At 43.1% G+C, this 25,541-nt stretch carries 24 protein-coding genes; 9 read left to right on the plus strand and 15 right to left on the minus strand.

The annotated features are described in order from the left end of the window. Nucleotide 1: 1 nt before the first annotated feature. Together V6M43_RS12555 and V6M43_RS12560 are read right to left on the minus strand one after the other, a co-directional pair. Nucleotides 2-769: a CPBP family intramembrane glutamic endopeptidase gene (locus V6M43_RS12555; protein WP_332735751.1), complete on the minus strand. Its 768-nt coding sequence runs from the start codon at nucleotides 767-769 to the stop codon at nucleotides 2-4. A gap of 1 nt (nucleotide 770) precedes the next feature. Further along, nucleotides 771-1,502: a TIGR00730 family Rossman fold protein gene (locus V6M43_RS12560; protein ID WP_332735753.1), complete on the minus strand. Its 732-nt coding sequence runs from the start codon at nucleotides 1,500-1,502 to the stop codon at nucleotides 771-773. A gap of 50 nt (nucleotides 1,503-1,552) precedes the next feature. On the opposite strand from V6M43_RS12560, the gene V6M43_RS12565 reads away from it, so the two are divergent. The 4 genes from V6M43_RS12565 (at nucleotide 1,553) to V6M43_RS12580 (ending at nucleotide 3,445) form a co-directional block, all read left to right on the plus strand. Beyond that, entirely contained in the window at nucleotides 1,553-2,320 is a 768-nt protein-coding gene (locus tag V6M43_RS12565) for an exodeoxyribonuclease III (protein ID WP_332735755.1), read from the plus strand. Nucleotides 2,321-2,322: 2 nt separating this feature from the next. Beyond that, on the plus strand, nucleotides 2,323-2,625 hold the full coding sequence (locus V6M43_RS12570; RefSeq protein WP_332735757.1) for a DUF4286 family protein: 303 nt from the start codon (nucleotides 2,323-2,325) through the stop codon (nucleotides 2,623-2,625). A 223-nt stretch (nucleotides 2,626-2,848) separates the two neighbouring features. After that, entirely contained in the window at nucleotides 2,849-3,226 is a 378-nt protein-coding gene (locus V6M43_RS12575; RefSeq protein ID WP_442902319.1) for an HU family DNA-binding protein, read from the plus strand. A 99-nt stretch (nucleotides 3,227-3,325) separates the two neighbouring features. Continuing rightward, the gene (locus tag V6M43_RS12580; RefSeq protein ID WP_332735759.1) at nucleotides 3,326-3,445 is read left to right on the plus strand and encodes a 30S ribosomal protein THX; all 120 of its coding nucleotides are present in this window, start codon (nucleotides 3,326-3,328) and stop codon (nucleotides 3,443-3,445) included. A gap of 35 nt (nucleotides 3,446-3,480) precedes the next feature. Here the strand turns inward: V6M43_RS12580 and pdxH are convergent, their stop codons facing one another. From pdxH to pyrH, 3 genes are all read right to left on the minus strand, one after another. Then, nucleotides 3,481-4,128: a pyridoxamine 5'-phosphate oxidase gene (gene pdxH, locus V6M43_RS12585; protein ID WP_332735761.1), complete on the minus strand. Its 648-nt coding sequence runs from the start codon at nucleotides 4,126-4,128 to the stop codon at nucleotides 3,481-3,483. Between the two features lie 78 nt (nucleotides 4,129-4,206). Continuing rightward, nucleotides 4,207-5,259: a hypothetical protein gene (locus V6M43_RS12590; RefSeq protein ID WP_332735762.1), complete on the minus strand. Its 1,053-nt coding sequence runs from the start codon at nucleotides 5,257-5,259 to the stop codon at nucleotides 4,207-4,209. Between the two features lie 174 nt (nucleotides 5,260-5,433). Further along, nucleotides 5,434-6,159 (minus strand): UMP kinase, encoded by a 726-nt coding sequence (gene pyrH, locus V6M43_RS12595; protein WP_039130841.1) that lies wholly within the window; start codon nucleotides 6,157-6,159, stop codon nucleotides 5,434-5,436. Between the two features lie 57 nt (nucleotides 6,160-6,216). On the opposite strand from pyrH, the gene V6M43_RS12600 reads away from it, so the two are divergent. Further along, the gene (locus tag V6M43_RS12600) at nucleotides 6,217-7,005 is read left to right on the plus strand and encodes an ABC transporter ATP-binding protein (RefSeq protein ID WP_332735765.1); all 789 of its coding nucleotides are present in this window, start codon (nucleotides 6,217-6,219) and stop codon (nucleotides 7,003-7,005) included. Next, a complete protein-coding gene (locus tag V6M43_RS12605) occupies nucleotides 6,995-8,716 on the plus strand; it encodes a hypothetical protein (protein ID WP_332735767.1) in 1,722 nt (573 codons plus the stop codon). The genes V6M43_RS12600 and V6M43_RS12605 overlap by 11 nt, the downstream gene beginning before the upstream one ends. A gap of 13 nt (nucleotides 8,717-8,729) precedes the next feature. Here the strand turns inward: V6M43_RS12605 and V6M43_RS12610 are convergent, their stop codons facing one another. The 5 genes from V6M43_RS12610 to rplM form a co-directional block, all read right to left on the minus strand. Further along, nucleotides 8,730-9,629 carry an alpha/beta hydrolase gene (locus V6M43_RS12610; protein ID WP_332735769.1) on the minus strand — a complete coding sequence of 300 codons (900 nt, stop codon included), beginning with the start codon at nucleotides 9,627-9,629 and terminating at the stop codon, nucleotides 8,730-8,732. Nucleotides 9,630-9,716: 87 nt separating this feature from the next. Beyond that, entirely contained in the window at nucleotides 9,717-10,553 is an 837-nt protein-coding gene (gene tsf / locus V6M43_RS12615) for a translation elongation factor Ts (RefSeq protein WP_332735771.1), read from the minus strand. Nucleotides 10,554-10,593: 40 nt separating this feature from the next. Then, on the minus strand, nucleotides 10,594-11,463 hold the full coding sequence (gene rpsB / locus V6M43_RS12620; RefSeq protein WP_039130834.1) for a 30S ribosomal protein S2: 870 nt from the start codon (nucleotides 11,461-11,463) through the stop codon (nucleotides 10,594-10,596). A 96-nt stretch (nucleotides 11,464-11,559) separates the two neighbouring features. Next, on the minus strand, nucleotides 11,560-11,949 hold the full coding sequence (rpsI, locus tag V6M43_RS12625; RefSeq protein WP_332735774.1) for a 30S ribosomal protein S9: 390 nt from the start codon (nucleotides 11,947-11,949) through the stop codon (nucleotides 11,560-11,562). A 26-nt stretch (nucleotides 11,950-11,975) separates the two neighbouring features. After that, nucleotides 11,976-12,419, minus strand: a complete 444-nt coding sequence (gene rplM, locus V6M43_RS12630; protein ID WP_039130829.1) for a 50S ribosomal protein L13 — start codon at nucleotides 12,417-12,419, stop codon at nucleotides 11,976-11,978. A 173-nt stretch (nucleotides 12,420-12,592) separates the two neighbouring features. Here rplM and V6M43_RS12635 point away from each other — a divergent pair, with 173 nt between their 5' ends. Further along, nucleotides 12,593-13,195, plus strand: coding sequence for an HD domain-containing protein (locus V6M43_RS12635; RefSeq protein WP_332735776.1), 603 nt, complete (start codon nucleotides 12,593-12,595; stop codon nucleotides 13,193-13,195). 61 nt (nucleotides 13,196-13,256) lie between these two features. Here V6M43_RS12635 and V6M43_RS12640 read toward each other — a convergent pair whose 3' ends face one another. The 5 genes from V6M43_RS12640 to V6M43_RS12660 all read right to left on the minus strand — a co-directional run bounded on the left by V6M43_RS12640 (nucleotide 13,257) and on the right by V6M43_RS12660 (nucleotide 22,703). Beyond that, a complete protein-coding gene (locus V6M43_RS12640; RefSeq protein ID WP_332735778.1) occupies nucleotides 13,257-14,315 on the minus strand; it encodes a SusE domain-containing protein in 1,059 nt (352 codons plus the stop codon). Nucleotides 14,316-14,329: 14 nt separating this feature from the next. After that, complete coding sequence (locus V6M43_RS12645) at nucleotides 14,330-15,928, minus strand: RagB/SusD family nutrient uptake outer membrane protein (protein ID WP_332735780.1); 1,599 nt, start codon at nucleotides 15,926-15,928, stop codon at nucleotides 14,330-14,332. A 28-nt stretch (nucleotides 15,929-15,956) separates the two neighbouring features. Beyond that, on the minus strand, nucleotides 15,957-18,914 hold the full coding sequence (locus V6M43_RS12650) for a SusC/RagA family TonB-linked outer membrane protein (RefSeq protein WP_332735782.1): 2,958 nt from the start codon (nucleotides 18,912-18,914) through the stop codon (nucleotides 15,957-15,959). Between the two features lie 173 nt (nucleotides 18,915-19,087). Continuing rightward, on the minus strand, nucleotides 19,088-19,792 hold the full coding sequence (locus V6M43_RS12655) for an NUDIX hydrolase (protein ID WP_332735784.1): 705 nt from the start codon (nucleotides 19,790-19,792) through the stop codon (nucleotides 19,088-19,090). A 10-nt stretch (nucleotides 19,793-19,802) separates the two neighbouring features. Then, nucleotides 19,803-22,703, minus strand: coding sequence for a DUF4961 domain-containing protein (locus V6M43_RS12660; protein WP_332735786.1), 2,901 nt, complete (start codon nucleotides 22,701-22,703; stop codon nucleotides 19,803-19,805). Nucleotides 22,704-22,849: 146 nt separating this feature from the next. Here V6M43_RS12660 and ligA point away from each other — a divergent pair, with 146 nt between their 5' ends. Further along, a complete protein-coding gene (ligA, locus tag V6M43_RS12665) occupies nucleotides 22,850-24,892 on the plus strand; it encodes an NAD-dependent DNA ligase LigA (protein ID WP_332735788.1) in 2,043 nt (680 codons plus the stop codon). A gap of 53 nt (nucleotides 24,893-24,945) precedes the next feature. Then, nucleotides 24,946-25,509, plus strand: a complete 564-nt coding sequence (locus V6M43_RS12670) for an NUMOD4 domain-containing protein (protein WP_039130813.1) — start codon at nucleotides 24,946-24,948, stop codon at nucleotides 25,507-25,509. The last annotated feature ends 32 nt before the right edge of the window (nucleotides 25,510-25,541 follow it).

Genomic DNA, 25,541 nt, shown 5'->3' on the forward strand with positions numbered 1-25,541 from the left:
ATTAGAGAAGGTCGAGGGAATAAAGTTCGAGTAAGCAGGTTGTTGCGTTGAAACAGAAGTGTACTAATATTCCATACCACAGGGTCTGCTCGCGCTGGCGCAGCCATCCCAGGAAAAGGGCAAAAGGCAATAACCAGAAAAAAGAGATCAGGCTCATGTGGATGATGGCAAAGAGCAATGCTGTTAGCACCACTGCGTGCCGGCCATGCATGAACTTCAGGAGACCCGCCTGAATTATGCCGCGATAGGCAAGCTCTTCCGAAATAGCAGGAATGACTGCTATTAATAAAATCATTGCAGTTTTTGGATTAGCAAGGTGCTTGAATGATGAGTAATAAAAAAGCTCGCGCTCAAAAATGAAACGGTTGATCCATTTTACACCATAGTTAACAAGGATCGCACTGGTGATGGCGAAAATCATCAAAACTATCACTTTCCACCATTTGAAGTTGTTCCAGTGAAGAAGTGGCAATATATCACGGCGCATGATATAGGAAAACAGTATAGCACAGAAAAACAGGAAAAGATCAACAACTACCAATCCGGTCAGTCCCTGTGCTGCGGGTGGCCAGAAATTGAACAGGAGGCAGGCGATGAGGTTAATTGAAAAAAACACTACAACCAACAGACGGAAGGTTTCATGGGCTCCTTCATATTCTTCCTCCGGAACAGTTGCCCTTCCGCAATTGGGACAGATATATTCATTCTCCCCTATTTCGCTGCCGCAATAAGAACATGATTTCAGATTTGCTTCTTCTAATGCTTCCATCTTATTTCTTTTCAAATAACCACCAAAGCAACTTACGGGGCTTGGAAATATAATTCGCTTTTATATATTTTGAAATATGTTCCATGGCTTCTTCCGGACTGTCTGTAATACATACCAGATCCATATCGTGTTCGCCAATCGTTTTTTGTTCAACCATAAATTTCATATAATCGAGCATGGGCTGGTAATATGCTTTGCCCACAAGTACAATAGGAAACTGGATGATAGATTTTGTTTGCACCAGGGTTAATGTTTCAAAAAATTCATCCATTGTTCCTACGCCGCCCGGCATTATGATAAAGGCATAGGAATATTTCACCAACAATACTTTCCGCACAAAAAAGTGTTCAAAGGTAACGGACTTATGTGCATATGGGTTAGGCTTCTGTTCAAAGGGAAGTTGAATATTACAACCAACAGAGTATCCACCATTTTCGAAGGCCCCGCGGTTAGCCGCTTCCATGATACCAGGGCCACCTCCCGTTATGGTGGTGAAGCCTGCCTGGGCTATATGCTTTCCCATTTCACGTGCCAGTTTATAATAGGGATGGTCTTCTGCAAACCTGGCCGAACCAAAGACCGTAATGCCAGGACCAATAAAATGTAATTCCCGGAATCCTTTCAGGAATTGCCGGAACACACGCCAGGCGAAATGGAGTTCAAAGCTACGGTCCTTAGGGCCATCAAGATAAAAAGGTTCTTTAGGAGGTATTACCTGTGGATCAGCCGCCATTTTAATACTTTTGATTAAACAGTGACCAATATAAATAAATGAAACGGGTTATGCGCATTATATCATACAATGTTAATGGCATCAGGGCCGCTATGAATAAGGGCCTGGTGGATTGGTTAAAAACAGATCCTGCTGATATCATATGTGTACAGGAAACGAAGGCACATAAGGACAATGTGAATTACAAGGCATTCAATGATCTGGGTTATGAGGATTTCTGGTACTCGGCAGAAAAAAAGGGCTATAGCGGAGTGGCAATCTTTACTAAGATAAAGCCAGATAATGTTGAAATGGGAAATGGGTATATGCAGAGTGATTCTGAAGGGCGGGTCATCAGGGCAGATTTTGGAGATATGACCTTGTTAAATGCATATTTCCCTTCCGGCACTTCGGGGGAGGAAAGGCAGGGATATAAGTACCAATGGCTTGAAGAATTTTTCGGTTATACCACGCTGTTAAAGAAGAAGCGGAAAAAGCTTATCATATGTGCTGATTATAATATTGCGCATAAAGAGATTGATATCCATGATCCGAAGGGTAATAAAAAATCTACCGGTTTCCTGCCTGAAGAACGGCAGTGGATGGATAAATTTTTTGATAATGGCTTTGTTGATACCTTCCGGGTTTTTCATCCCGAGCCGCACCGATACAGTTGGTGGAGCCAGCGATTCCCGAGTGTTAGGTTAAATAATAAGGGATGGAGGATCGATTATATTAATGTAACGAAAGAATTAGCGCCGCAATTACTGGACGCAGAGATCTACCCGGATGTTAAGCATAGTGATCATTGTCCGGTTTATCTAAAACTCAAATACTAGTGATGTACATATACAATGTAACCTTACAGGTAGATTGGTCGATTGCCGAGGATTGGCTGTTATGGATGAAAGAGGAGCATATGCCGGAAGTGGTGGCCACGGGCTGTTTTACGGAGAGTCGGTTATTGCGGCTTGTGGAAGTTGATGAAACAGCAGGACCAACGTATGCTGCGCAGTATTCAGCTGAATCAAAAGAAGATTACAACCGTTATATAACCACACATGCTGAAACACTGCGTAATAAAAGCTTTCAGAAGTGGGGAGACAGGTTCATAGCCTTTCGATCAGTAATGGTTCTCGTCTGACGCCTGTCGTGACAGGCGTCAGACGGGTTGTGCACTAATTGTGGATAATAAAAACTATGTTCCTACAATATGCCATAAAAAGGTTACATTCTCATGAAAGGCAGTACTGGCGGGCATTTCAGCTTGTATTTCGTGAAACACAGTGCTGGCAAGGGTTTCAGCTGATATGATTCAGAAATAAGCTAATTGAAACATTAATTTTTTCGGCTATAATGCAGATTTGGTGCGGGTTACAGCAAATCAAAACTATGCATTAAAAAACTCAAAAAAATTTTGTTGGAATCAAAAACCGTCTATATTTGTTTTGCTTAAAATTCTAAAATTTCACACTATGAACAAAGCTGAATTAATCGCGAAAATTGCCGACGATGCTGAAATTACCAAGACCCAGGCAAACACTGCTCTGGATTCTTTCATCGAGGCTGTAACAAAAACCCTTAAAGGTGGTGGTAAAGTGACCCTGGTTGGTTTTGGTACTTTCTCTGTATCTAAAAGAGCTGCCCGTAATGGCCGTAATCCACAGACTGGTGCAGTAATCAAAATCAAGGCAAAGAAAGTTGCCCGCTTCAAGGCTGGTAAAGAACTTTCTTCTAAAATGTAGTGAGGCGCATCTCTTGGGATGCAGAACTGAATTGCGGGGAAGGAAGCAGGGCTTCCTTCCCTTTTTTTATTTACTTTTGCACTTTAAAATTTTACAATCATGGGAAGAGGCGACAAGAAAACCAAAAAAGGAAAGATCTTCAAAGGTTCTTTCGGTAAAAGCAGGCCAGCAAGACCAGCACAGGCCAAGAAAGCTGCTGAAAAGAAAAAAGAAGCGTAATGGAGAGATGGAGAGATGGAGAGATGGTCTCCTCTTTACGGCGCCAATCGCTCTATCTTCCATTTACCGTTTTCCTCCAGCGTATACTGAATTCTGTCATGAAGCCGGCTTGCCCTGCCCTGCCAGAACTCCACTGAAACAGGTTTTACGCGGTAACCGCCCCAATGCAGCGGCCGGGGTATCTCTTTTCCATCGAATGATTCTGCCAATTCGGTTTCCTTATCTTTTAAAATAGAACGACTTTCAATTACCTGGCTTTGAGGTGAAGCCCAGGCTCCTATCCTGCTGCTGAGTGGTCTGCTATGGAAATAATTATCACTTTCTTCTGAGCTCACTTTTTCTATGAGTCCGGTAATTCGAACCTGTCTTTCCAGCTCTTTCCAGAAAAATACAAGACAGGCCCTTGGATTCTCTTCCAGTTGCTGGCCTTTGAAACTATTGTAATTGGTAAAAAAAACAAACCCATTGTCATCGTATCCTTTTAGTAATACAATCCTGGCGGCTGGCAACCCATCAGACGAAGCTGTTGCGAGGGTCATTGCATTTACTTCATCTATTTTGCTGTTGATGCATTCGTTCCACCATAGGTCAAACTGGCGGATGGGGTGCGCCGCAACATCGGCTTCATCGAGTGAGTGTTGACTATACTCTTTCCTTATATCTGCAATGGAATGATGTGACATAAATCAGCTTTGCGGGCAAAGTTAATACCAGCTTTTCAGTTAAAAACTGATTGTACGCAGGTAAGCAGCTAATTCACATTAAAGGCCAGACTCTTCTTTGTCGGAGGAAGGAGTGATCTGGGTTGCTTTTGCCAATAGTTGCTCGATCTCGCTAATACGGCGCATCTGGCTATGGAGTTTATTATGGTGCTCTGCAACCTGCTGAAGATCCTGGTTCAACTCCTCCAGATAAGTGGCCTTCTTTTGAAGTTGGGTCCGTTGAAAATTCGATTCCCGCAATTTATCTTCTGTTTCAGCAAGGGTCCTGGAATTACGTTGATATTCTTCGAGCAATGCGAGATACTTCATCTTCAGTTCATCAGACTCCTTAGTAACTTTAAAATATGCGTCCTGCAATTCGGCATAATTGGTGCCTTCTTTCTGGGTGGCATTAACATGTGCTTCCAGTTTCTGCATTTTCTCCAGAAGTCCGTTGTAATCGGAATATACTTTTTCAAGGCGTTGTTGCATCTCTTCGCCAAGCCTGTTTTGTTGGCGGAGAGCCCTCACTTCATTTTCCTTTTCAAGCAGTTGAACCCTCATCTCACCCAGTTGCCTGTTGAGGTTTTCGTTTGTACGTAGCAGGTCGAGGTGCTTTTGTTCCATTGATTTAAGCTGTTCGATCTGGGAGAGCATATTCTTAACATGCTCATTTTGCTGGAACAGTGTTTCCTGGGTGCCTTGCAACTGATCGAGATACTCTTTTGCTGTACTGGGAGCTGGAGGTGGCGGTGGTGGCATGGCTGCAAGTTCGGCCTGGCTCTCCAGGAGTTCTTCCCTTTCCTGCCGGATAGAATCTATTTCCATGGAAAGGAACCCTTCATTTTCGCGAGCCTGTTTTAATTCATGCTGAAGCTTAAGGAGTCGTTTCTCCATTTCCTCTGTATCATTAAAATACTTCAGCTTCCAGCCATCGGCTTCCTGCTGCGCTGCTTTCTCTGCATTATGCTGAGTATGTTGTTTGGTACTGCTGCGGGAGGTGAGAAAAAAATGTATGGCAAATCCCAGTGCAATGGCCCCTAACTGGAAAATAATTATTTCGGCTATCCCCACAGATATCCTGATTAGAAAAATGTTTAATAAAGTCATCATAACGGTCGGAGTTTAGGAAAAATCCTTCGCGGCTTTCAAGGGATGATGAGATGGGGAATAAAAAACCACCCTGCAAGGTGGATTTTTCGTATCGAATGTAAAAAGTATAACCGAAATATACAAGCCCGCAGCGGCTTTTGAGTAAAACTACGCAAATTCCGGTCGGTCAGCTCTCTAGCCTTTTACCAGTGTTCCCACCTTTTCGCCCATTACAACTTTCATCAGGTTACCAGGCTTATTCATATCGAAAACAATAATGGGAAGGTTGTTCTCCATACAAAGGGTGAATGCGGTCATATCCATCACTTTAAGATTCTTATTTATACAATCCCGGAATGTGATGGTCTCAAACTTTGTTGCTGTTGGATCTTTCTCGGGATCAGCAGTATAAATGCCGTCAACCCTGGTACCTTTCAGAATTACATCCGCTTTAATTTCTATGGCACGAAGCGATCCTGCAGTATCGGTAGTGAAATATGGATTTCCTGTACCGGCGGCAAAGATCACAACCCGATGTTTCTCAAGGTGCCTGATGGCGCGGCGACGGATATAGGGTTCTGCTATCTGCTCCATCTTTATGGCGCTTTGCAGCCTTGTAAAGACCCCTTCTTTTTCAAGGGAGGCCTGCACTGCCATCCCATTGATAACGGTAGCCAGCATACCCATATAATCGCCATGTGCCCTCTCGATCCCTGTATCAGCCTCATTCATTCCCCGGTAGATATTACCACCACCAATAACTACAGCAACCTCCACTCCCTCTCTAACAACAGCCTTGATTTCGCGCGCATACTGTGCGATGATGCTATGATTCATTGGTTCATACTGGCCATTGCCGCCGTCGCCCATGAGGGCTTCACCCGACAATTTCAACAAAATTCTTTTGTACCTGGGTTCCATGTGCTGTTCTTTTCTTGTGGTGTGCTGCAAAGAAAGGATTTTTTATCTTTCCAAAATATGGAACCTATCATCCTAATGGAACACCTGCATAAATCCTACGGCAACAAGCAGGTGCTAAAGGACATTAACCTTAAAATTTTCCCGGGACAAGTAATCGGTTATATTGGCCCTAATGGTGCTGGCAAAAGCACTACTGTTAAAATACTTTGTGGCCTCCTCTCCGGCTTTGAGGGAAATGTAATCGTGAAAGGAATTGATCTTAGACAGGACCCGCTTGCCGTTAAGCGAATCGTTGGATATGTGCCTGAGCTTGCTGATCTCTACGAAGTACTTACACCGGTTGAATTTTTGGAGCTTATTGCGGGTTTGCATGAACTTGACCCTGCCATAGCATCAGATCGTATCGTCAAAATGCTTACAGCCTTTGGACTGGAACAAAATATGCTCCAAAGGATGGATACTTTCAGCAAAGGCATGCGACAGAAGGTATTGCTTATTTCAGGCCTGCTGCATGATCCGGATATACTGATTTTAGATGAACCACTAAGCGGACTTGATGCAAATAGTGTTATCATCGTTAAGGAACTTATCAGCCAGCTGGCGGCCCAGGGAAAGACGATATTTTATTGTAGCCACATGATGGATGTGGTGGAAAAAGTATGTGACCGGATAATCCTGATTAACCAGGGGACAATTGTTGCGGATGGCAGTTTCGAAACGCTTCAGGAATCACTTGGAAAGGGGAGCCTGGAGAATATTTTTGCACAATTAACAGCAGGGGAATCATTGCAAGGGGTGGCAAGCAGCCTTGTATCCGCCTTCCAAAAACATCGTGATGATGAATAAGATCAGCCTGCTGCTATATAAGATGGTATTGTTGCCACTCCCATTATTTGAGAAAACGGGCGTGAATGTTTCTCAATTAAAACTTATTCTGCGGTACAAATTAATGATGGATGACAGGCATCCCAATACCTTTCAGCAAACAAGGGGCAGGCCCAAAAAAGAGGGCATCAGCAATGCCACTATTGGCACAATGATCATGGCTTTTGTTGGAGGCGTATTAAACCTTATCTCTTTTGCGATCGGGGTGGATGATATTACCCATTTCAGCATATTCTACCTGGCTTTTCTCTTTCTACTTGCCTCTATACTTATTACAGATTTCACCTCGGTGCTGATTGATGTTCGTGACAATATTATTTTATTACCAAGGCCCGTAAATGACCGGACAATTTTAATGGCCAAACTGATGCATATTGCTGTACATCTGAGCAGGGTCATTATTCCTCTAACCATTCCTGTACTGGTTTTCGTTCTCTGGAATAAAGGAATCTGGGCAGGGTTGAGTTTTCTGTTCCTCACTTCACTTGCTGCCTTATTTGCAATCTTTCTTATAAATGCTGCTTATCTACTGGTATTGAAGATCATGTCGCCGGAAAAATTCAAATCTTTCATTGCCTGGTTTCAGATCGGATTTGTAATATTCATTTATGGTGGTTATCAGTTCTTCTTAAAAGCGACTGACCGGCCAGATTTCCAACAATTCAGTATAGACGAATATCCCTTTGCAAAATTCTTTCCTCCCTATTGGTTTGCGGCTGCATGGAGCTGGATGAACGGGCAACTTGAAAGTATGGGTATAATTTGGCTGGTCACCAGTATTGCTGCCAGTTTAGGCAGTATTTGGGTGGTGGTGAAATTTCTTGCACCAGCATTCAATGCACGGTTGATAATGATCCAGGGAAGTGGTTCAGATAGCATTGATCTTTCTCTAACTAAAGATACAATTGACCTCAAAAAACGTGGTCAGGGTATTGGCGAAGTCCTTGCCAAACTTGTAACAGGAAATGCAACTGAGCGTGCCGGATTTTTATTCTCCTGGTGGTGGACCGGAAGAAACCGCGGATTCCGAATGCGTGTATATCCTACTGTTGGGTATGTAATTGTGTGGATCATCCTGATTCTTGTGCGGGGCGGCGGTTCCAATACTTACGAAGAGTCCTCGGACTTTTCTAATTCGGCATATGGCTTTCTTGTATTTATGTATATCACTTCATTTATAATAATTAACGCGATCCAGAACATCCATCTTGCAGATGAATTTAAATCATCATGGATATTCTATAGTAATCCGATTAAGCGCCCTGGCATTATCATAAGAGGAAGTTTTAAGAGTATGCTCTGTAAATTTTATCTTCCTCTTGCTATTATCCTTGTTGTTGGGGGTATTGCATGGAAAGGATGGGGTATCATTCCAAACCTGGTACTTGGATTGTCAAACCAGCTGGTAATTTGCAGTATCATTTTATTGTTGGGAAAGAAAGCGTTTCCCGCTTCGCGTCCAAATGAAATGAATGATCGTTCAGGCAATTTTCTGCGCGGCCTGGTGATGCTGGTACTTGTTGGTGTAGCGGCAGTTTCACATTACTTCGTCTACAAATTTACGGCTGTAGTATTATTACTTTCAGTACTAAGTATACTTGCCGGCTGGTTACTTATGAAGAGGATAGGGAACATCAGTTGGGCAGAGGTAAATAAATCTGCGGACGAATAATGATCAGCCTAGCCTATTTTTTTACAAAATTTTCCCTCACTGTATCGATAATAAATGCAAGCGCGGGCATCGCCACCTCATGTGCGGCACACCAGTATGCTGCCAGGTGACCGGCACTCGGATGTACGAAAAGGAATGATTTTATATTTCTCGACTGAAGTCTTTGGTGATAGGCCTCGCCTTCGCTACGAAGCTCATCATGTTCTCCAACAATAATAATGGCGGGAGGTAATCCTGAAATATTATCGCCCACCAAAGGAGATATCCGAAAATCATTTTTATTATCTCCCTCTTTCAGATACCAGTCGATAATATCACCGTAAAGTTTATAGGAGGTTGAACTATTGCGGAGGTCTGTTGCGGGATTGATAAGTATCTGGGCGGCAATAGGAATTTTTCTTGACTCTGATTGGTTCGCCTGGCATAAAGAGGCCACAAGTTGTCCGCCGGCACTATCACCCGCTACGAAAATTGTGCCATTACCATTTAACTCTTTAGCATGCGCAGCTACCCATTTGAAGATGGTATAAGTGTCTGTGAATGCAGTGGGGAATTTATACTCGGGGGGGCGCCTGTAATCTACTGCAACAACCACTGCCTGCAAGTGTTTGCTAATTGCCCGGCAAATATTATCATGAGTATTAAGATCACCTGCCACCCACACTCCACCGTGAACATAATAAACTATTGGAAAATTTCCAGTGGATGCAGGCGAATAGATGCGTATGTTGATTGAATCTTTGCCTTCAGTAATAGTACGGTTTGTGATAGAGGCTATTTCCTCGGGACTTACCTGAAGAGATGCGACTGCTGCAGCTATCTGTTCCCTGATTTCATCTTCCGGTTTTTGATTAGGCTGTCCAAAACTGGCAAAAGAGAAAAGCATTGCCATTATGATCAATTGGTATTTCATGGTACGCGGTTTACATAAAGATAGGGCAAACAAAAAGACCGTCGATATTGACGGTCTTTTGCAGAAAATGATTGACGGAGCAAAATATTATCCGAGCGCGACGCGCTTAAATTCAGTTACAGTAACTCCACCTGCACTCTTAAGGTAATCGGCAACGCTGATACCGTTGTCTTTTACGAAAGCCTGGGCAAGTAAAGTGTTTTCCTTAAAGAAGGCACCAAGCTTACCGGCAGCGATCTTTTCGATCATTTCAGATGGTTTACCAGCCATTTTAGGATCTGCAGCAACCTGGTCTGTAATGATAGCCTTTTCACGGGCAACAGTTTCAGCCGGAACAGAATCCGCATCAACAGCTACAGGGTTCATAGCAGCGATCTGCATGGCCACATCCTTACCTGCATCTGCAGCCTCTTTACTTAGACCAACCAATACACCCATACGGTTTGCACCATGAATATAAGAGGCAACATAAGGAGCATCAACACGCTCGAACTTGGATATACCGATCTTCTCACCAATTGAAGCAAGTTTATCGTTCACAAGGTCAGCGATCTTTTGTCCATTGATGGCAATATTGTTAAGTTCTTCGGCGCTTTTTACATCATTAGAGATAGCGGCATCCATGATGCTTTGAGCGAACGCAACAAAGTCTGCATTCTTACTTACGAAATCTGTTTCGCAGCTAACGCATAATGCGATACCGGATTTATTGTCGGCAGTTGTTTTTGCCAGTACAACACCTTCTTTTGCTTCACGATCGCTACGGAGTGCGGCCACTTTAGCACCTTTCTTACGAAGCCAGTCGATGGCAGCTTCAAAATCACCATTGTTCTCAGTAAGGGCCTTGCGACAATCCATCATACCAGCACCAGTTGCCTGGCGTAGTTTATTGATATCTGCGGCTGTTATTGTTACAGTAGACATAATATAAAGTTGAGAGTTTTGAAATCTAGCCTATCCTAAATTATCGGGCACCAGTGCGCTTAGGGCTGTTTGGTACACGACGCTTGGGAGCGTTGCCACCTGCAGCACCACGGGCACGACCACCACGTCCAGCTTCAGACTGAGCTTCGGCTTCCAGACGAGCTGCGCGCTTTTCAGTATCATCGCTGCTATCTTCCACATCAGAGTCTTTAGCTTCCTGTCTTTCTGCAAGACCCTCAGCAATAGCTGCAGTTATATACTCGATAATGATAGCAATTGACTTGGTAGCATCATCGTTAGCAGGGATAGGGAAATCAACTTTATTAGGATCACAGTTTGTATCCACCATTCCGAAAGTTGTTACTCCGAGACGCTTTGCTTCAGACAGCGCGATATGCTCGTGACCGATATCAATGATGAAGAGTGCAGCTGGAACACGGCCTAATTGTGCGATACCACCAAGCACTTTCTCCATCTTCTCTTTATCACGTGTTAGCGTGAGACGTTCTTTTTTAGTGATATTATCAAGAGTACCATCACCCAGCATTTTCTCAATGCTTTGCATTTTCTTTACGCTCTTACGAACAGTATTGAAGTTGGTGAGCATACCACCCAACCAACGTTCTGTAACATATGGCATGTTAACGCGCTGGGCACACTGGGTAGCAATTTCTTTCGCTTGCTTCTTGGTTCCAACGAACATGATCTTTTTTCCGCTTCTTGCGATCTGCTTCAGGGCTGCTGATGCTTCCTGCAGACTTTCAGTGGTCTTATTGAGATCAATGATATGGATACCTTTCTTCTCAGCGAAGATATAAGGCAGCATTTTAGGGTTCCACTTCTTCTTAAGGTGACCGAAATGTACGCCCGCCTCAAGGAGTTGCTGCTGTAAGGATGTATTTGTTTCCATTATAGTCTTATTAATTATTTGATGTTTGAAGTTTGAAGTTTGAAGCGGAGTGAGAGAATTAAACTCCAACACCAAACCTCAAACCTCAAACAAATATTATCTCTTACTGAACTGGAAGCTCTTTCTTGCTTTCTTTTTACCTGGCTTCTTACGTTCAACACCACGAGGATCGCGGGTCAGGAAACCACCTGCTTTAAGAACAGGACGGAAATCAGCGTTCACTTCGAGAAGTGCGCGTGCAATTCCGAGTTTTGCTGCTTCAGCCTGACCTTTTACACCACCACCGGTAGCATTGATAACGATATCGAATTTGTCGAGTGATTCAATAGCTTTCAGTGGAGCTTCTACCTGGTTTTGCAGGTAAACAAGCGGGAAGTAAACTTTATAATCTTTATCGTTTACCGTGATCTTGCCATCGCCCTTGCTCAGGAACACGCGGGTCACAGCCTCCTTACGACGACCTAAACCATTTTTTTGCTTTTCCATGTATTTGGAATTTGGGATAAATTAAATTAGAATTTCAGTTCTTTAGGTTGCTGTGCAGTGTGTGGATGATTACCATCTACATAAACAAACAACTTTTTGTACATCTTACGACCCAGACGATTCTTAGGAAGCATTCCTTTTACGGCACGCTCAATAATTACTTCGGGACGACGCTTTAGCAGGTCTTTTGCAACTTCTTCCTTCAATCCACCGGGATACCCAGTGAAATGATCATACATTTTCTGCTCAAGCTTGTTACCAGTGAACTGGATCTTGTCTGCGTTAATCACGATAACATAATCTCCACAATCAACATGTGGAGTAAAATACGCTTTGTTCTTACCACGCAAAACGGCCGCGATTCTGGCGCACATACGACCTACGGTTTGATTGGTACCATCAACAACGTACCAATTACGTTGCACGGTAGCCTCGTTCGCATGCTTGGTGGTGAAATGCAATTTGCTCATTTAACTTAATTTAGACTGCCACGGCCAACCCCGCAACAGTTATGATGAAATAATTCGGAGCGCAAAGGTAGGTCAGAGGATAGATCATTTCCAACTATTTTGATGAGTATTTTTTGATAAGCATTCATAAATGATTGATATTCAATAATAATTTTTACTATAAAATAAAAAGGATGGCGAATTTAAACCTTGGAAGGACAGAATTTGGTGATCAGGCTAATGCAGGTAATATACTTTCAGAAAAGGAGGCTATGAGTGTTTTGGCTGACTGGGTACCCAATGAAAGGCTGCAATTACATATGAAACAGGTAGCGGGTGTAATGAAGTCATGGGCTTTGGAGGAGGAACATCTCAGTGAGGAAGATGCGCATAAATGGTGGTTGGCCGGACTTCTACATGATGCAGATTGGGAGAAATATCCAGAAAAGCATTGCAGTGTAATTATTGAAGAGCTTGAAAACCGTAAAATCGATGCAACTGTCATTCGTACGATTGCCTGCCATGGCCCATTTCATTTTGGTGTAGAGCCATCAACCAATATGGAAAAGATGATTTATGTATTTGATGAATTGTCTGGCTTTATACATGCCGCTGCATTAATCCGACCCACCAGATATGAGGGAATGGATGTAAAATCGGTAACAAAAAAATTGAAAACGCCATCTTTTGCCTCACAGGTTAGCCGGGAAGAGATCAATGACGCCCTCAGTCGTATTGACCGCCCTATGGAAGAGATCATATCATTTATACTTCGGCATCAACCCAAGATCACATAAAGTGTCTGATACCAAAAAGCGCCGGGAACCACCCCGGCGCTGCATTTTTACTTTCAACTGATCAGAGATTCTTCTTGATCGTGTAGCTGTAATTACCAGCTACACCAATATTCAGCCGGATGGTATAACTACCTGCCGAGGTGATTGCGATATTATCGCCACCATAGTCAGGTTTGCCATCCAGATTAGATTTATTATCGCCGAAATTGATATCCCAACCATTATTGGCGCGGAACTTCAATTCACCCTCAACAAGGTTGGAAACCAGCACCCATGATCCGGTGGCTTCATCAAATTCCATTGGAGTGGATGCATCCCAACCATTGGTTGTTGCGCTTCCGATAACACCCCAGGTTGTGATCCTAGTTGCTGACCAGGTCATTGTTGTAGTATTAGCTTTAAGGCGATAAACACCTGCACCCTCTGTGAGTTTAAGGTTATTACCACCATTGCTTAGTTTACCACTACCTGCATCACCGAAATCCCCGGCTCCCCAATTGTCACCTTTAACAATTTTGAATTCGGGAGTAGCATTATCAAAATTGATATACCCTTCGTAATCACCATCATTAGAAAGCGATACGATCTGCGGCGCTTTATCAGGTGACCAATCTTGGTAATTACCTGCAACGTTCAGGGCCTGCGGATAGCTATACAAAATGATATCCTGGTAAGGAGTTATTGTTAGCGTTATTGTGTTGGAATAAGCTGGAGCAATAGAGTCTGTTACAAAGGATTTTATACGTACATCTACTTCTGATGCCTGACCAAAAGGAATAATCTTCAACATTTCGCGGTTCAGTTCACCAACCGTAAAAGTTTTTGAAGAGGCCGCCCTCACGTTAACTTCCGCCATGTCGCCAGTAAAATCGCTGCCATTGGGTGCCATCTGCAGGGTGAATGTTTGTGCAGCAGAATAACCATAATCAGCAGCGCTCCAGTTCATTGTAAGCGCATCATTAGCAGCGTTATCCTGTTCAAGGATCAATGCATTGCTTGAAGTTGTTAATACGGGTGAATTGCCCATCTTATAAACGGCTTTCACCTCATCTTTCTCGCAGGATGCAAGTACAACAAGCGCCGTCACAAGCATCAGCATTCTATTGATAATTATTTTCATATGCAGCAATTTTATTAGTAACCGGTATTTTGTTCAAGATTGGGGTTTGCAGAAAGATCTGAAACCGGAATGGGATAAATCCTGAGGTGGTCTGGCATAGCACGTCCCTCTTTTACCCCACCTTTCCATGGCCATAGATATGAGCCATCCGTAAATTTATTAAAACGGATGAGGTCAGTTCTGCGGAGTCCTTCCCAGTGCAACTCACGGCCCCTTTCGTCAAGGATAAAATCCCTTGTTATTGTAGCAACCTTACCATCATCGCTTCCATTGTAAGCACGTACACGTAAATCATTAATATAAATTAAAGCCTGAGCCTGCTCTGCCGGAGTACCGCCCCTTAATGCAGCTTCGGCATAATTGAGATACATTTCAGCAGCACGGAACAGCGGGAAATCAGTATCAACAAAATCACCAGTAGCATCTGAACCAGCTGAGCCATCACGCTTTACATTTTTAAATTTCGTAACAGCGTATCCATCTGTGAATTTGCTGATATCATTAATCTCAAGGTTGTTTGCAAAGAACTGGGCCCTGCGATCTGTTTCCCCTGAATTATCTTCAAAAAGTTCCACAAGATTTTTGGTAGTTCTGATACCAAACCATCCGCCATTAACACCAAAGGCAGCGGCACTCATATTATCACCAATCGATGCATGTACTATAAATGTTGTACCTCCGTAGTTCTTGGTTTGGTTTCCATCATATCGAACAGAAAGAATATTCTCTTTTACATTCAAATGGTTGTCGGCAAGGAAAAGCTGACGGTAGTTATCTTCCAAGCCGTATCCCGCATCAATAACTTTTTTCGAAAATTCAATCACTTTGGGATAGTAAGCGGTGGTGGTTTCTTCTCTGTAAATTTCTGCGTTCAGATAAATACGTGAGAGAAGTGCCCATGCTGCTGCCTGGTCAACCCTTCCTGTTTCATTTGTTTTTGGCGCTTTCAGTTCAGATTGCAGAGCGATTAACTCTGATTCAATCCAGTCGAATAATGCCACGCGTGATTCCCACTGTACAGGTGCTCCGGCACCAAATTGGTCGGTATCGAGAATCTTTGGAGGTCTTGCGAAAAGATCCATTCCAACCCAATACTGGAATGCACGAAGAAAGCGTGCTTCGGCGCGCAATTTGCTGATCTCTTCTGCGTCAGCACCAGAGATTCCACGGGCTGCAACCTTTTCAGGAGTTGATTCACGCATGAATTCATTTGCCACAGTGATCTGATAAACCATACGGTTATACAATCCTGTTAGCATGGGGTTATTCGCAGTCCAGTTCATGTTATGGAAGTCGCGGATACCTTCATCATTCCAACCTACAACTGCTTCATCGGTGCTCAGCTCCTGGGCTTTCCAGAAGAGTCGGGTAAAATCAGCAGTGCCTTCATCCAATCCCAGAATGTCAGGGTTACCTGCAGGGCCATCATTTCCAGTGAGGGCAAATGCACCGTAAACTTTTGCTGCGGCTTGCTTATAACCAGAAAAAGTGCTGTATACTACCTCAGATGTTACATCATTGGTGGGGGTGCGGTCAAGATCCTTGGTACAGGAAACAAGTGTTCCTGCAACCAGGAGCATGCTCCCGAATATTTTCAACATATTATTTTTCATATCCGAATAGTTTGATTGAATTCAACAATTAAAAATCAAGGTTTGCACCCACGGTAAATACCCGGGGACGGGGATAAAAATTATTATCGATACCACCGTTAATCTCAGGATCAATACCCTGGTATTTAGTAACAACAAATACGTTCTGAACGTTCGCATTGAGTCTTAATCCAACCTTGCTGTTGAATACTTTTCCGAAATTATAGCCGAGGTTGATGTTATCCATTCTAAGGAATGAAGCATTCTCGAGGTAATAATCAGAGAGGTACTGGTTATTATAGAAATTGGTTTCAAGCACATTTGAGGATCCATTGGATAGAAAGCCACCAGGATTCAGGATATTCCTGTAAGCACCCGTGCCGGAAAACACGTTATTATACATGTAGTTGTCGATATTGGCACGCATAACAAATCCTGCGCTCCATTTCTTCCAGTTAAGATTTGAGCTCAAGCCCAGTAACCATGTCGGATCAATTCCCTGTGAGCGAACAAGGTCATTCTGGTTGATAGATCCATCTCCGTTCTGGTCAACATAAGCTCCTTCAACCGGGCGGCCATTGGCATCATACACCTGCTGGTAGAGATAGAACGCAGCTCTATTATATCCAACTGAGTTGATCTGCACGGTATTACCTGTACCACCAGCAATTCCTCCTATCCTGTTACCTTCTGCATCGTCATTCTTGAAAAGGCTGAGGTTGGTGATTTCATTCTGCTGGTAAGTTGCATTGAATCCAATATCCCAGCTAAAATCGTTTGAGCTTACAGGCGTGGTGTTCAAAGTAAATTCAACACCTTCCACATCAAGGCTTCCCACGTTTGTTGTAAGCTTGTTGCTGAAGTTGCTACCGGCAGGTATGAAAATCTCGGAGAGAAGATCCGTTGATTCCTTTTTAAAATACTCAACACTACCGCTGATGCGGTTAGAAAGGAAGCCAAAGTCGACACCAACGTTAAAAGTAGAAGTCTCTTCCCATTTGATATTAGGATCGTAAGCATTTGGACGATACATATTATAGTATGTATCACCTAGCTGGTAACGGGCATCATCGGTACTAAGTGTATAGATTGGAAGATAAGGATATCTTGATCCTATATCCTGTTGTCCGGTAACACCATAACCAACCCTGAACTTCAGGTCAGAAACCACATCTGAATTTTTCAGGAATTCTTCATCACTTGCCCTCCAGGCAAATGCAACTGAGGGGAACATACCCCAGCGATTATCGGGAGAGAAACGGGAAGATCCATCGCGACGCAAAGTTGCAGTAACCAGGTATTTACCTTTAAATGCATAGTTAGCTCTACCGAAGAAAGATATGAGGGTGTATTGTGGAATATCAAAAGGGAACAACGGTTCACTGTTGGGTATGATTTCCCTTGCTGCATTTCGGTCGGGATAAGCAAAATTCTTTGTCTTGAAATCCTGGTATGAATAACCTGCCATAAGGTCGATACGACTATCAATCGACTTAATGTTCTTAACGTAGTTAAGATAAAAGTCCATCAACTTGTTTGTATTGCTCTGCAGGTAGTTATTATTAACACCTTCACGGAAGAATGATTGGGCAGCATAAGCGGGAACAAATACCGTTCCTTCACCTTGTGATACATCATAACCCAGATTAAGGTTAGCACGCAAGTCGGGAAGGAAATGGAATTTATAATCAAACTGGATATTACCCAGGCTCCTTTCCACGATACTCTTATCAATACGAGTATTCAGTAATCCAACAGGATTTCGAGTTGCAAGGTTGATGAGATTGTCATCGTTATCGAGCCACTCATAATATCCACCAAACTCAGCTTTACCAGATCTAACAGGTTGTGTTGGGTCAAAGTTTATGGCTCCGCCAATTGCGCCTTCATTAGCGAAATCATTTCTGCTGACTGCGCCACGTACATTCAGATCAACTTTAAGGTGATCATTAAAGAAGCGTGGGCTAAGATTGATAGAAGCAGAATTACGTTTTAGAGTACCGCCTGTAAGTACGCCTTGTTGGTTCAAATAACCCAAAGATGCACGATAGGGCATTCCCATTATAGACCCACTGGCACTGAAGTTATTATCAGTAGTAAGTGCCTGGCGGTAGATCTCGTCCTGCCAGTCTGTATTTGCATTACCGAGATTGGCAACCTGGTCATCATTTCCACGTTCCTGCACAATAGCGCGGATCTGCGTGGGACTTAGCAAATCAATCTTATCGGCAATCTTTGCAACTGATAATTGTGTGCTGAAATTAAAAGTTGGTGCACCACGCTTTCCCTTTTTGGTAGTGATGATGATTACTCCATTGGATGCGCGTGAACCAAAGATTGCAGTTGCAGACGCATCTTTTAATACGTTGAAACTCTCAATATCATTTGGATTGATCAGGGCAAGACCATTAGCGGCACCAGAAATTCCTGAGTTATCTAATGGAACTCCGTCCACTACGATCAATGGATCATTGGTAGCATTAAGGGATGCACCGCTTCGTATGCGGATTGTACTTCCAGCACCTGGAGCACCACCATTTCCGGTGATCTGAACACCAGCAACCTTACCAGCAATCATTTGCTCCGGGGTTGTGATATTTCCTTTCTGGAAATCTTTTGCTGTAACGAGGGTCACGGCACCAGTAAGATCTTTCTTACGCTGGGTACCATAACCCACAACTACCACTTCGCCGAGTGCGGAGTTATCGTTTGCAAGGGACACTGTTATCTCTCCAAGTTCACCAACCGGAACTTCCTGTCGAGCAAAACCAATGGAAGAGATTACTAATACAGCACTGTTATCTGAAATACTGATGGCGAATGTGCCATCTGCACTGGTGGATACACCTCTTTGTGTACCCTTAATGGTAACTGTTGCACCGGGGATGCCGTTACCATCCTTGTCAGCCACCTTTCCGGTGATAGTTCTGACCTGTGCGAAAACGCCTAGCTGCAATGTCATAATGAACAAAGGCAAGGCAATCTTAAGCAGACGTTTCAAGGACATAATCAATAATTGTTGCGTTTATAATAAGAAATCGTTAGTGTTTTTGACTATGTGTACTTTTTACATATTAAAAATGTGTAAAAAGTACACAAACTTAGAGCATTTTTTAAACTAATCTTAACTATTTAAGAAAAATATTTTGATATGAATTTGGATGGAAGAGTATAAAGTTATTAGGATATCTTTTTGGTTTTTCGTCCAAACTTAGCCTGGTTGAATTTGTACAATTTGCCTGGGCGGTGAGGGACATCTTCCTCAAGTTCTTCCAGATCTACCAACCAGTCCATCATGAAAAACTTCTTTCTAAAGTTGCGACGGTCAAGCTTGATATTGAGAATTGCTTCATACAGGCTTTGAAGTTCACGCAGAGAAAACTTTTTCGGTAAGAGGTTGAAAACCACAGGATGATCAATTACTTTTTCGCGTAGTCTCTCGAGGCAGCCCTTCAATATCTCCATATGGTCAAATGCCATTTCAGCGATCTCATTTACAGGGTGCCAATGCAGTTCATTATCTGATAATTTCAACTGGTGATCTTTGATGTTCACTAATGAAAAATAGGCGGTAGTTATCACCCTTCCGGCGGGGTGTCTTCCAACCTGGCCAAAGGTTTGGACCTGTTCAAGATAAACATCATCCAGGCCTGTTCTTTCTTTAAGAATGCGATAGGATGCTGAATCCAGGTCCTCATCAGGTCGGACCAGATCACCAAGTAAAGACCACAACCCTTTATACTCCTTGATATTACACTTAATAACAAGTACTTTAAGTTCACCATCCTCGAAACCGAAAATGACGCAATCGACAGATAAGGCTATACGGAAATAATCCTTATCACTTAGTTCCCCGAAATGACTGAACCGCGAAATTTGTTTCATATATGGCAATTTACTGCACCAGCAGTTTCAACAATTTTCTTTTATCGTTAATCTGCAATTCGACCAGATAAACTCCTTTCCTTAACCCTGCAATAATTCCCGCATCAAAACGATATTGGTAGCTGCCTTTCGATTTATTTCCAACATTGCTATTAGATAACAGCTTTCCGCTTATATCAAACAGTGAAATCTGAACGGAGCCCGATTCGGGTATCTCATAGTGCAAAACCGACGCTGTTGTTAATGGATTTGGCCGAACCTGCATAGTAAGGAGGGCTGACCGATCAATATCGAATACCGGAGTTGGCGTGGTTCCGGCAAGGCTTCTGTTGAGATAGACTCTGTAAGCGCCTGCAGCTAGCGGGATATTTTGTGCGGAACCGGTTGCAGCGATTGGCTCACCTGTTATCAGGTCATACCATATGCCGGATTGTGGGAAGCTTACCTGAATATTTCCCTGCGTAGTGCCAAAATTTCCAATTACCATCATTTTAGAACTGTCTGTTGTAACCTGCATCCATTTTAATGCAGGCGCAAGGTCGTAAGCAGTTGATCCAGCGGCAAAAAGATCACTGAAATATGGATTCTTCCTTAGCTCAAGCATACTTCGGTAAACATTCCTTAGTTTAACCCGATCGGGTTCGCTATAATAATTCCAGCGTATAGGCTTCTGGTCGGTACGGCAACTATTGCTAATAGTTCCATTGCTGCAGTAATTGATACTCAGATCATAACCTAACTCCCCAAATTGCCAGATGAGTTTGGGCCCGGGCATTGCAAGTAAAAATGTGGCTGCCAACTCGTTTCTTTTCAAGGCTGTGACCGGGTCCTTTGTATTGTAGCCGCCACTGCTGAGTCCCTCATTTTTTACCTTCACCATTGAGCGCTCTTCATCATGACTTTCCATATAACTGATAAGATGCGGGTGCTGCCATCCACGGTCGCTATGTAATGCACCCCTGAAATTTGAATTGCTAATCTGTCCCTTTGCAGCTTCAGTAAAATTGTAATTCATATTTCCCCATAACATCATACCATAGGAAGCCAGTTCTTTCTCTTCATCATTTACACCAAGATGTTCCAATATTACATATGAGTTTGGAGATTTCTTTTGCAACGTATCATAATATCCTTTCCAGATTGCCACCCGGCTTGCATCATAGGCACTCCAGCCATTCACATCGCAATTGCCTCCATTGGCATCACAGGTATTCTTTTGGGTGAAACCTTTAGAGAGATCGAAACGGAAACCATCCAGCTTATATTCCTGTAACCAATATGCACAAACGTTGCTAAAAAATCTTTTACTGTCAGCACTTTCATGGTTCATATCATAGCCAACATTAAAAGCATGCCTGGCAACAGGATTAAACCATGGATTATTTGCTGCGGGGCGACCAGTGGTACCATCGAAATATAACTGAACCATTGGCGATTGCCCGAATGAATGATTTAATACCATATCCATTATTACGGCTATACCGTTTTTATGGCATTCGTCTATAAAAGCTTTTAAGGTATTTTTTGGACCATAAAATTTATCGGGTGCAAAATAATAAGAAGGATTGTAGCCCCAGCTCAGGTTTCCTTCAAACTCATTGAATGGCATTAGGTGCAACGCATTAATACCAAGATTCTTAAAATAACCGAGTGAATCTTTAAGAGTCTTCCAGTCGTGCCTGGTCACGAAATCGCGCAACAAGACTTCATAGATAACAAGCTTGCGTTGGTCTGGGCGCTGGTATCCGGTAGCCTGCCAGGTATAAGAATCCTGTTTTGTTTGCAGAACACTTACTATTCCTGATGTTTTACCAGTTGGGTAGGCCTTCAGATTTGGATAAGTTGTAGGTTCTATGAATGGATCATTCCATGGATCCAGTACCTTTTCACAATAAGGATCACCAATCCGAAGAGTGCCATCAACAAGGTATTGGTAGCCGTATTCAATTCCCGGTGTAAGTCCGGATATACGCAACCAAAAAAACTTGCCATCAGCTGTTTTATTCATCTGGTATGCACTGGTTTCTGTCCAGTTATTAAAGTCCCCTATCAGGTTAACTCTTGATTTTCCTGGAGCATACAGCACCAGGGTTGCAGCCTGGTCACCAGCTTCGTAATTAATCCCTTCTTTCAGACCCGCAGGTAAAGGTGAAACATTTACAGGAGGGGCTACATAAATCCGGAAAGTATCGCCAACGGTGGTGATACCATCATTTGCAGTAGCAATAAATATATTTTCACCGGTGGTTGTTATGGTAGCCATACCCGAAATAGTGCTAGCATTTGAGGCTGTCTGAATATTGTTGCCATTTAGTTTCAAAAGAAGGGAAGCATTTTTGCTACTTACTGCTTTAAGGTTAATGACAGATCCTACCGAGGCGCTAAGCGGCAGCAGATATGGTATATACCTTGGCTCTGATTCGGGTTCTGTGAATCGTATTGTATGGGTATTGCCCGGATAAACATCCCAGTACATATTACCCTGATCTACACTTAAGTCTGAGGTTTTTCCTTCCCGTACACTCCCTCCTGGATTATAGTCTCTGAAAACAAATGCCATTTTACGAATCTCTTCCCCTGCCGGAACACCATAAAATGAGCGGATATTGCTGATCTTGTATTCATATTTATTATTACCCAGTGCCGTCATCTTGTATGCAGGCGTATTGGTATTCCAGGTCATATTCACATATTTCCAATCGCCCGGGCCAGTACTTTTATCAGTGATCACCCCGGTGTGAATATATATATCACCCACATAATTGTTGAGTCCTTTATTGCCTTTTGAGGCATCAAAAACAATAGTTACTGCATCTCCGTCTTTAGGGAAGGTTGGGCTAACTGAAACCAATTGAGCATTGAGGGATCCACATAGCAGTAGCAGGAATAGGGGCAATAGAAATTTTCTCATGGCAAGCATCGTAATAATGTGTTAAAAATACACATTTGAATATTCTGACCAAATTTTGTGGAAGTTTTTAATCTTTGCCCTTAATAGGTACTTAGATTATGTATAAGGAGCAAGAGGTAAAAAAATTATTAGCGCTAACAAATGAATTGAAGCATTTACTACCGGAAATTCCTGTTATAGAGATCGAGGATTTGAGAGAAATACTCCGTTTTCACGAATACCGTTACTATGTGTTGGATTCCCCCATTTTAGCGGATTTCGAATACGACCAGTTTTATAAAGCATTAGAAAAACTTGAAGCCAGCAACCCCGATCTAATAACCGCCGACTCTCCAACCCAGCGGGTAGCGAGTGGTTTAACTGCAACATTCCCGACCGTTTCGCACCTGGTCCCAATGCTTTCACTTGAAAATTCCTATAATGCGGATGACCTGCTCGATTGGGATCGCCGCGTACGGGAGGGGTCTAAGCATAACTCTGTTGAATACAGTGTGGAGCCAAAATTTGATGGGGCCAGCATATCTCTTATATATGAAGACGATCTGCTTGTAAGGGCGGCAACCCGGGGGGATGGCGTTCAGGGTGACGATATCACTATAAATATCCGGCAGATCCGTTCTGTGCCGCTTTCCGCAAAATTCTCAGCCTATGGCATACAGCAAATTGAGATCAGGGGAGAAGTACTCCTAACAAAGAAAAACTTCAAAAAATTTAATGATAAACTTGCAGAGCAAAATCTCCCACCATTAGCAAATCCCCGGAATGCAGCTTCTGGTTCGTTGAGAATTAAGGATCCTGCAGAAGTGCGTCGCCGCAATCTGGAAGCATTTCTTTACCATATCAGTTACCATATTGATAATGGCGAGCCGAATTCTGCTTTGCTTACACATTCAGGTAGTCTCAAGATGTTATGGGATCTCGGTTTTAGGAGTCCGGAAAATGAAAAACGTGTATTCAATGGTATCCAGGATGTGATAGAATATTGTCGTGAATTTGAGGCCGGGAGAGATGATCTTCCTTATGAAATAGATGGGATGGTGGTTAAAGTGAATGAAGTAGCGCTCCAGGAAAAACTGGGCATGACCACCCACCACCCCCGCTGGGCCATTGCATTTAAATTTAAGGCACGACAAGCTACAAGCCATCTCAGAGCAGTTGAGTTCCAGGTTGGCCGTACAGGAGCCATAACTCCGGTGGCAAAAATTGACCCAGTTCACATTGGAGGTGTCATGGTAGGATCCATCTCACTGTTCAATGAAGATGTGATAAAGGATAAAGATCTTCGGCTTGGTGACATGGTGCTCGTAGAACGCGCCGGGGACGTTATCCCTTATATCGTAAAATCACTCCCTGAGCTTAGAAACGGAGATGAGCAACCGATAAAATTTCCTCAGAGATGCCCCCAATGCCAGGCCCAACTTTTCAAGGAAGAGGGGGAGGCCGTTTGGCGTTGTATAAATATTGACTGTCCAGCCCAGGTTGTTGAGCGAATTATTCATTTTGTTTCAAAGGATGCGATGGATATCAGGAGTTTTGGTGAAGCCAATGTCCGCAAGTTTTATGAAATGGGCTTCCTGACTGATATCCCATCCATTTATTCATTACCACTGGATAGGCTTAGGGGCATGGAGGGATTTGGCGAAAAATCGATCACAAACCTGGCTTCTGCCATTGAGAAATCGAAGCAGCAGCCCCTGTACCGTTTGATTTTTGCCTTGGGCATCAGGTATGTGGGAGAAACGACAGCTAAAACATTAGCCCAATCCATTGATCACCTAATGGATCTTAGCAAGTTGAGCACGGAGGAATTGCAGAACGTGGAAGATGTGGGCGTTAAGGTTGCTGCCAGCATTTGCCAATTTTTTCGCAACCCCGCCAATCTTCAAATGTTGGGAGAATTGGAAAAACTGGGGCTAAACCTGCAATCAGGCAAAAAACAAAGTTTTACCGGAGGTGCATTGGCTGGGCAGACATTTCTGTTCACGGGTACCCTTAACCGATTGAAGCGCAGCGATGCCGAAGTAATGGTTGAAGAGCAGGGGGGAAAGCTTCTGAGTGGGGTTAGTAGCAAGTTAAACTACCTGGTTGTTGGTGAAGATGCTGGCTCAAAACTTGAGAAAGCCAAAAAGATTTCCCAGATCCATATAATATCAGAGGAAGAATTTTTAAAATTGATCGGGAAGGATTAAACGCATAATAGTTTTGTGGCATATCTTTTCGTAACTTTAGAAAAAAGGGTACGATGATCAAATCATTATCAGGCGAAGTATGGAAGCCACTTCAGTTTCCGGGATGGAAACATCTTCGCAAACAGTATGCATTGTCATCAAGTGGCCGTGTTGCCAGTTTCACGGAATCTGTCAATGAGGATGGCAAGTTGCTTAACGGTTCTCTCACCACCGGATACAAGACGCTTAATTTACACCGACCGGGAAATAACGGTACATTGTATATTCACCGGGAGATTGCGCGCTTGTTCCTCAAAAAACCTTCTAACAAGCATCGCTATGTGATTCACATCAATCACAACAAGACAGATAACTCCGTGAAGAATCTCAAGTGGGCTACCCTTGAAGAAATGATTGAGCACCAGCAGAGCAGTCCTGCAAAAGTTGCCTACAAAAAAATCCAGGCTAACCGGTCAACTGGGTTAAAACTAAATGCAACACAGGTACGGTCTATTAAGAAGACCTTAAGTAGTAAAAAACGAACACTAACTATTCGACAACTTGCTGAAAAATATGGGGTGAGTGAAATGACCATGTATCGTATCAAAAGCGGTGAAAACTGGGCAAAAGTGAAATAGTTCAGGAAAACATACAAAATATATTGAGGAAT

This window comes from Flavihumibacter sp., assembly GCF_036676075.1.
GTDB lineage: Bacteria > Bacteroidota > Bacteroidia > Chitinophagales > Chitinophagaceae > Flavihumibacter.

Coding starts and splice junctions, on each gene's coding strand:
- V6M43_RS12555 (WP_332735751.1), bottom strand. CDS start 769: ATGGAAGCATTAGAAGAAGCAAATCTGAAATCATGTTCTTATTGCGGC.
- V6M43_RS12560 (WP_332735753.1), bottom strand. CDS start 1,502: ATGGCGGCTGATCCACAGGTAATACCTCCTAAAGAACCTTTTTATCTT.
- V6M43_RS12565 (WP_332735755.1), top strand. CDS start 1,553: ATGCGCATTATATCATACAATGTTAATGGCATCAGGGCCGCTATGAAT.
- V6M43_RS12570 (WP_332735757.1), top strand. CDS start 2,323: ATGTACATATACAATGTAACCTTACAGGTAGATTGGTCGATTGCCGAG.
- V6M43_RS12580 (WP_332735759.1), top strand. CDS start 3,326: ATGGGAAGAGGCGACAAGAAAACCAAAAAAGGAAAGATCTTCAAAGGT.
- pdxH (WP_332735761.1), bottom strand. CDS start 4,128: ATGTCACATCATTCCATTGCAGATATAAGGAAAGAGTATAGTCAACAC.
- V6M43_RS12590 (WP_332735762.1), bottom strand. CDS start 5,259: ATGATGACTTTATTAAACATTTTTCTAATCAGGATATCTGTGGGGATA.
- pyrH (WP_039130841.1), bottom strand. CDS start 6,159: ATGGAACCCAGGTACAAAAGAATTTTGTTGAAATTGTCGGGTGAAGCC.
- V6M43_RS12600 (WP_332735765.1), top strand. CDS start 6,217: ATGGAACCTATCATCCTAATGGAACACCTGCATAAATCCTACGGCAAC.
- V6M43_RS12605 (WP_332735767.1), top strand. CDS start 6,995: ATGATGAATAAGATCAGCCTGCTGCTATATAAGATGGTATTGTTGCCA.
- V6M43_RS12610 (WP_332735769.1), bottom strand. CDS start 9,629: ATGAAATACCAATTGATCATAATGGCAATGCTTTTCTCTTTTGCCAGT.
- tsf (WP_332735771.1), bottom strand. CDS start 10,553: ATGTCTACTGTAACAATAACAGCCGCAGATATCAATAAACTACGCCAG.
- rpsB (WP_039130834.1), bottom strand. CDS start 11,463: ATGGAAACAAATACATCCTTACAGCAGCAACTCCTTGAGGCGGGCGTA.
- rpsI (WP_332735774.1), bottom strand. CDS start 11,949: ATGGAAAAGCAAAAAAATGGTTTAGGTCGTCGTAAGGAGGCTGTGACC.
- rplM (WP_039130829.1), bottom strand. CDS start 12,419: ATGAGCAAATTGCATTTCACCACCAAGCATGCGAACGAGGCTACCGTG.
- V6M43_RS12635 (WP_332735776.1), top strand. CDS start 12,593: ATGGCGAATTTAAACCTTGGAAGGACAGAATTTGGTGATCAGGCTAAT.
- V6M43_RS12640 (WP_332735778.1), bottom strand. CDS start 14,315: ATGAAAATAATTATCAATAGAATGCTGATGCTTGTGACGGCGCTTGTT.
- V6M43_RS12645 (WP_332735780.1), bottom strand. CDS start 15,928: ATGAAAAATAATATGTTGAAAATATTCGGGAGCATGCTCCTGGTTGCA.
- V6M43_RS12650 (WP_332735782.1), bottom strand. CDS start 18,914: ATGTCCTTGAAACGTCTGCTTAAGATTGCCTTGCCTTTGTTCATTATG.
- V6M43_RS12655 (WP_332735784.1), bottom strand. CDS start 19,792: ATGAAACAAATTTCGCGGTTCAGTCATTTCGGGGAACTAAGTGATAAG.
- V6M43_RS12660 (WP_332735786.1), bottom strand. CDS start 22,703: ATGAGAAAATTTCTATTGCCCCTATTCCTGCTACTGCTATGTGGATCC.
- V6M43_RS12670 (WP_039130813.1), top strand. CDS start 24,946: ATGATCAAATCATTATCAGGCGAAGTATGGAAGCCACTTCAGTTTCCG.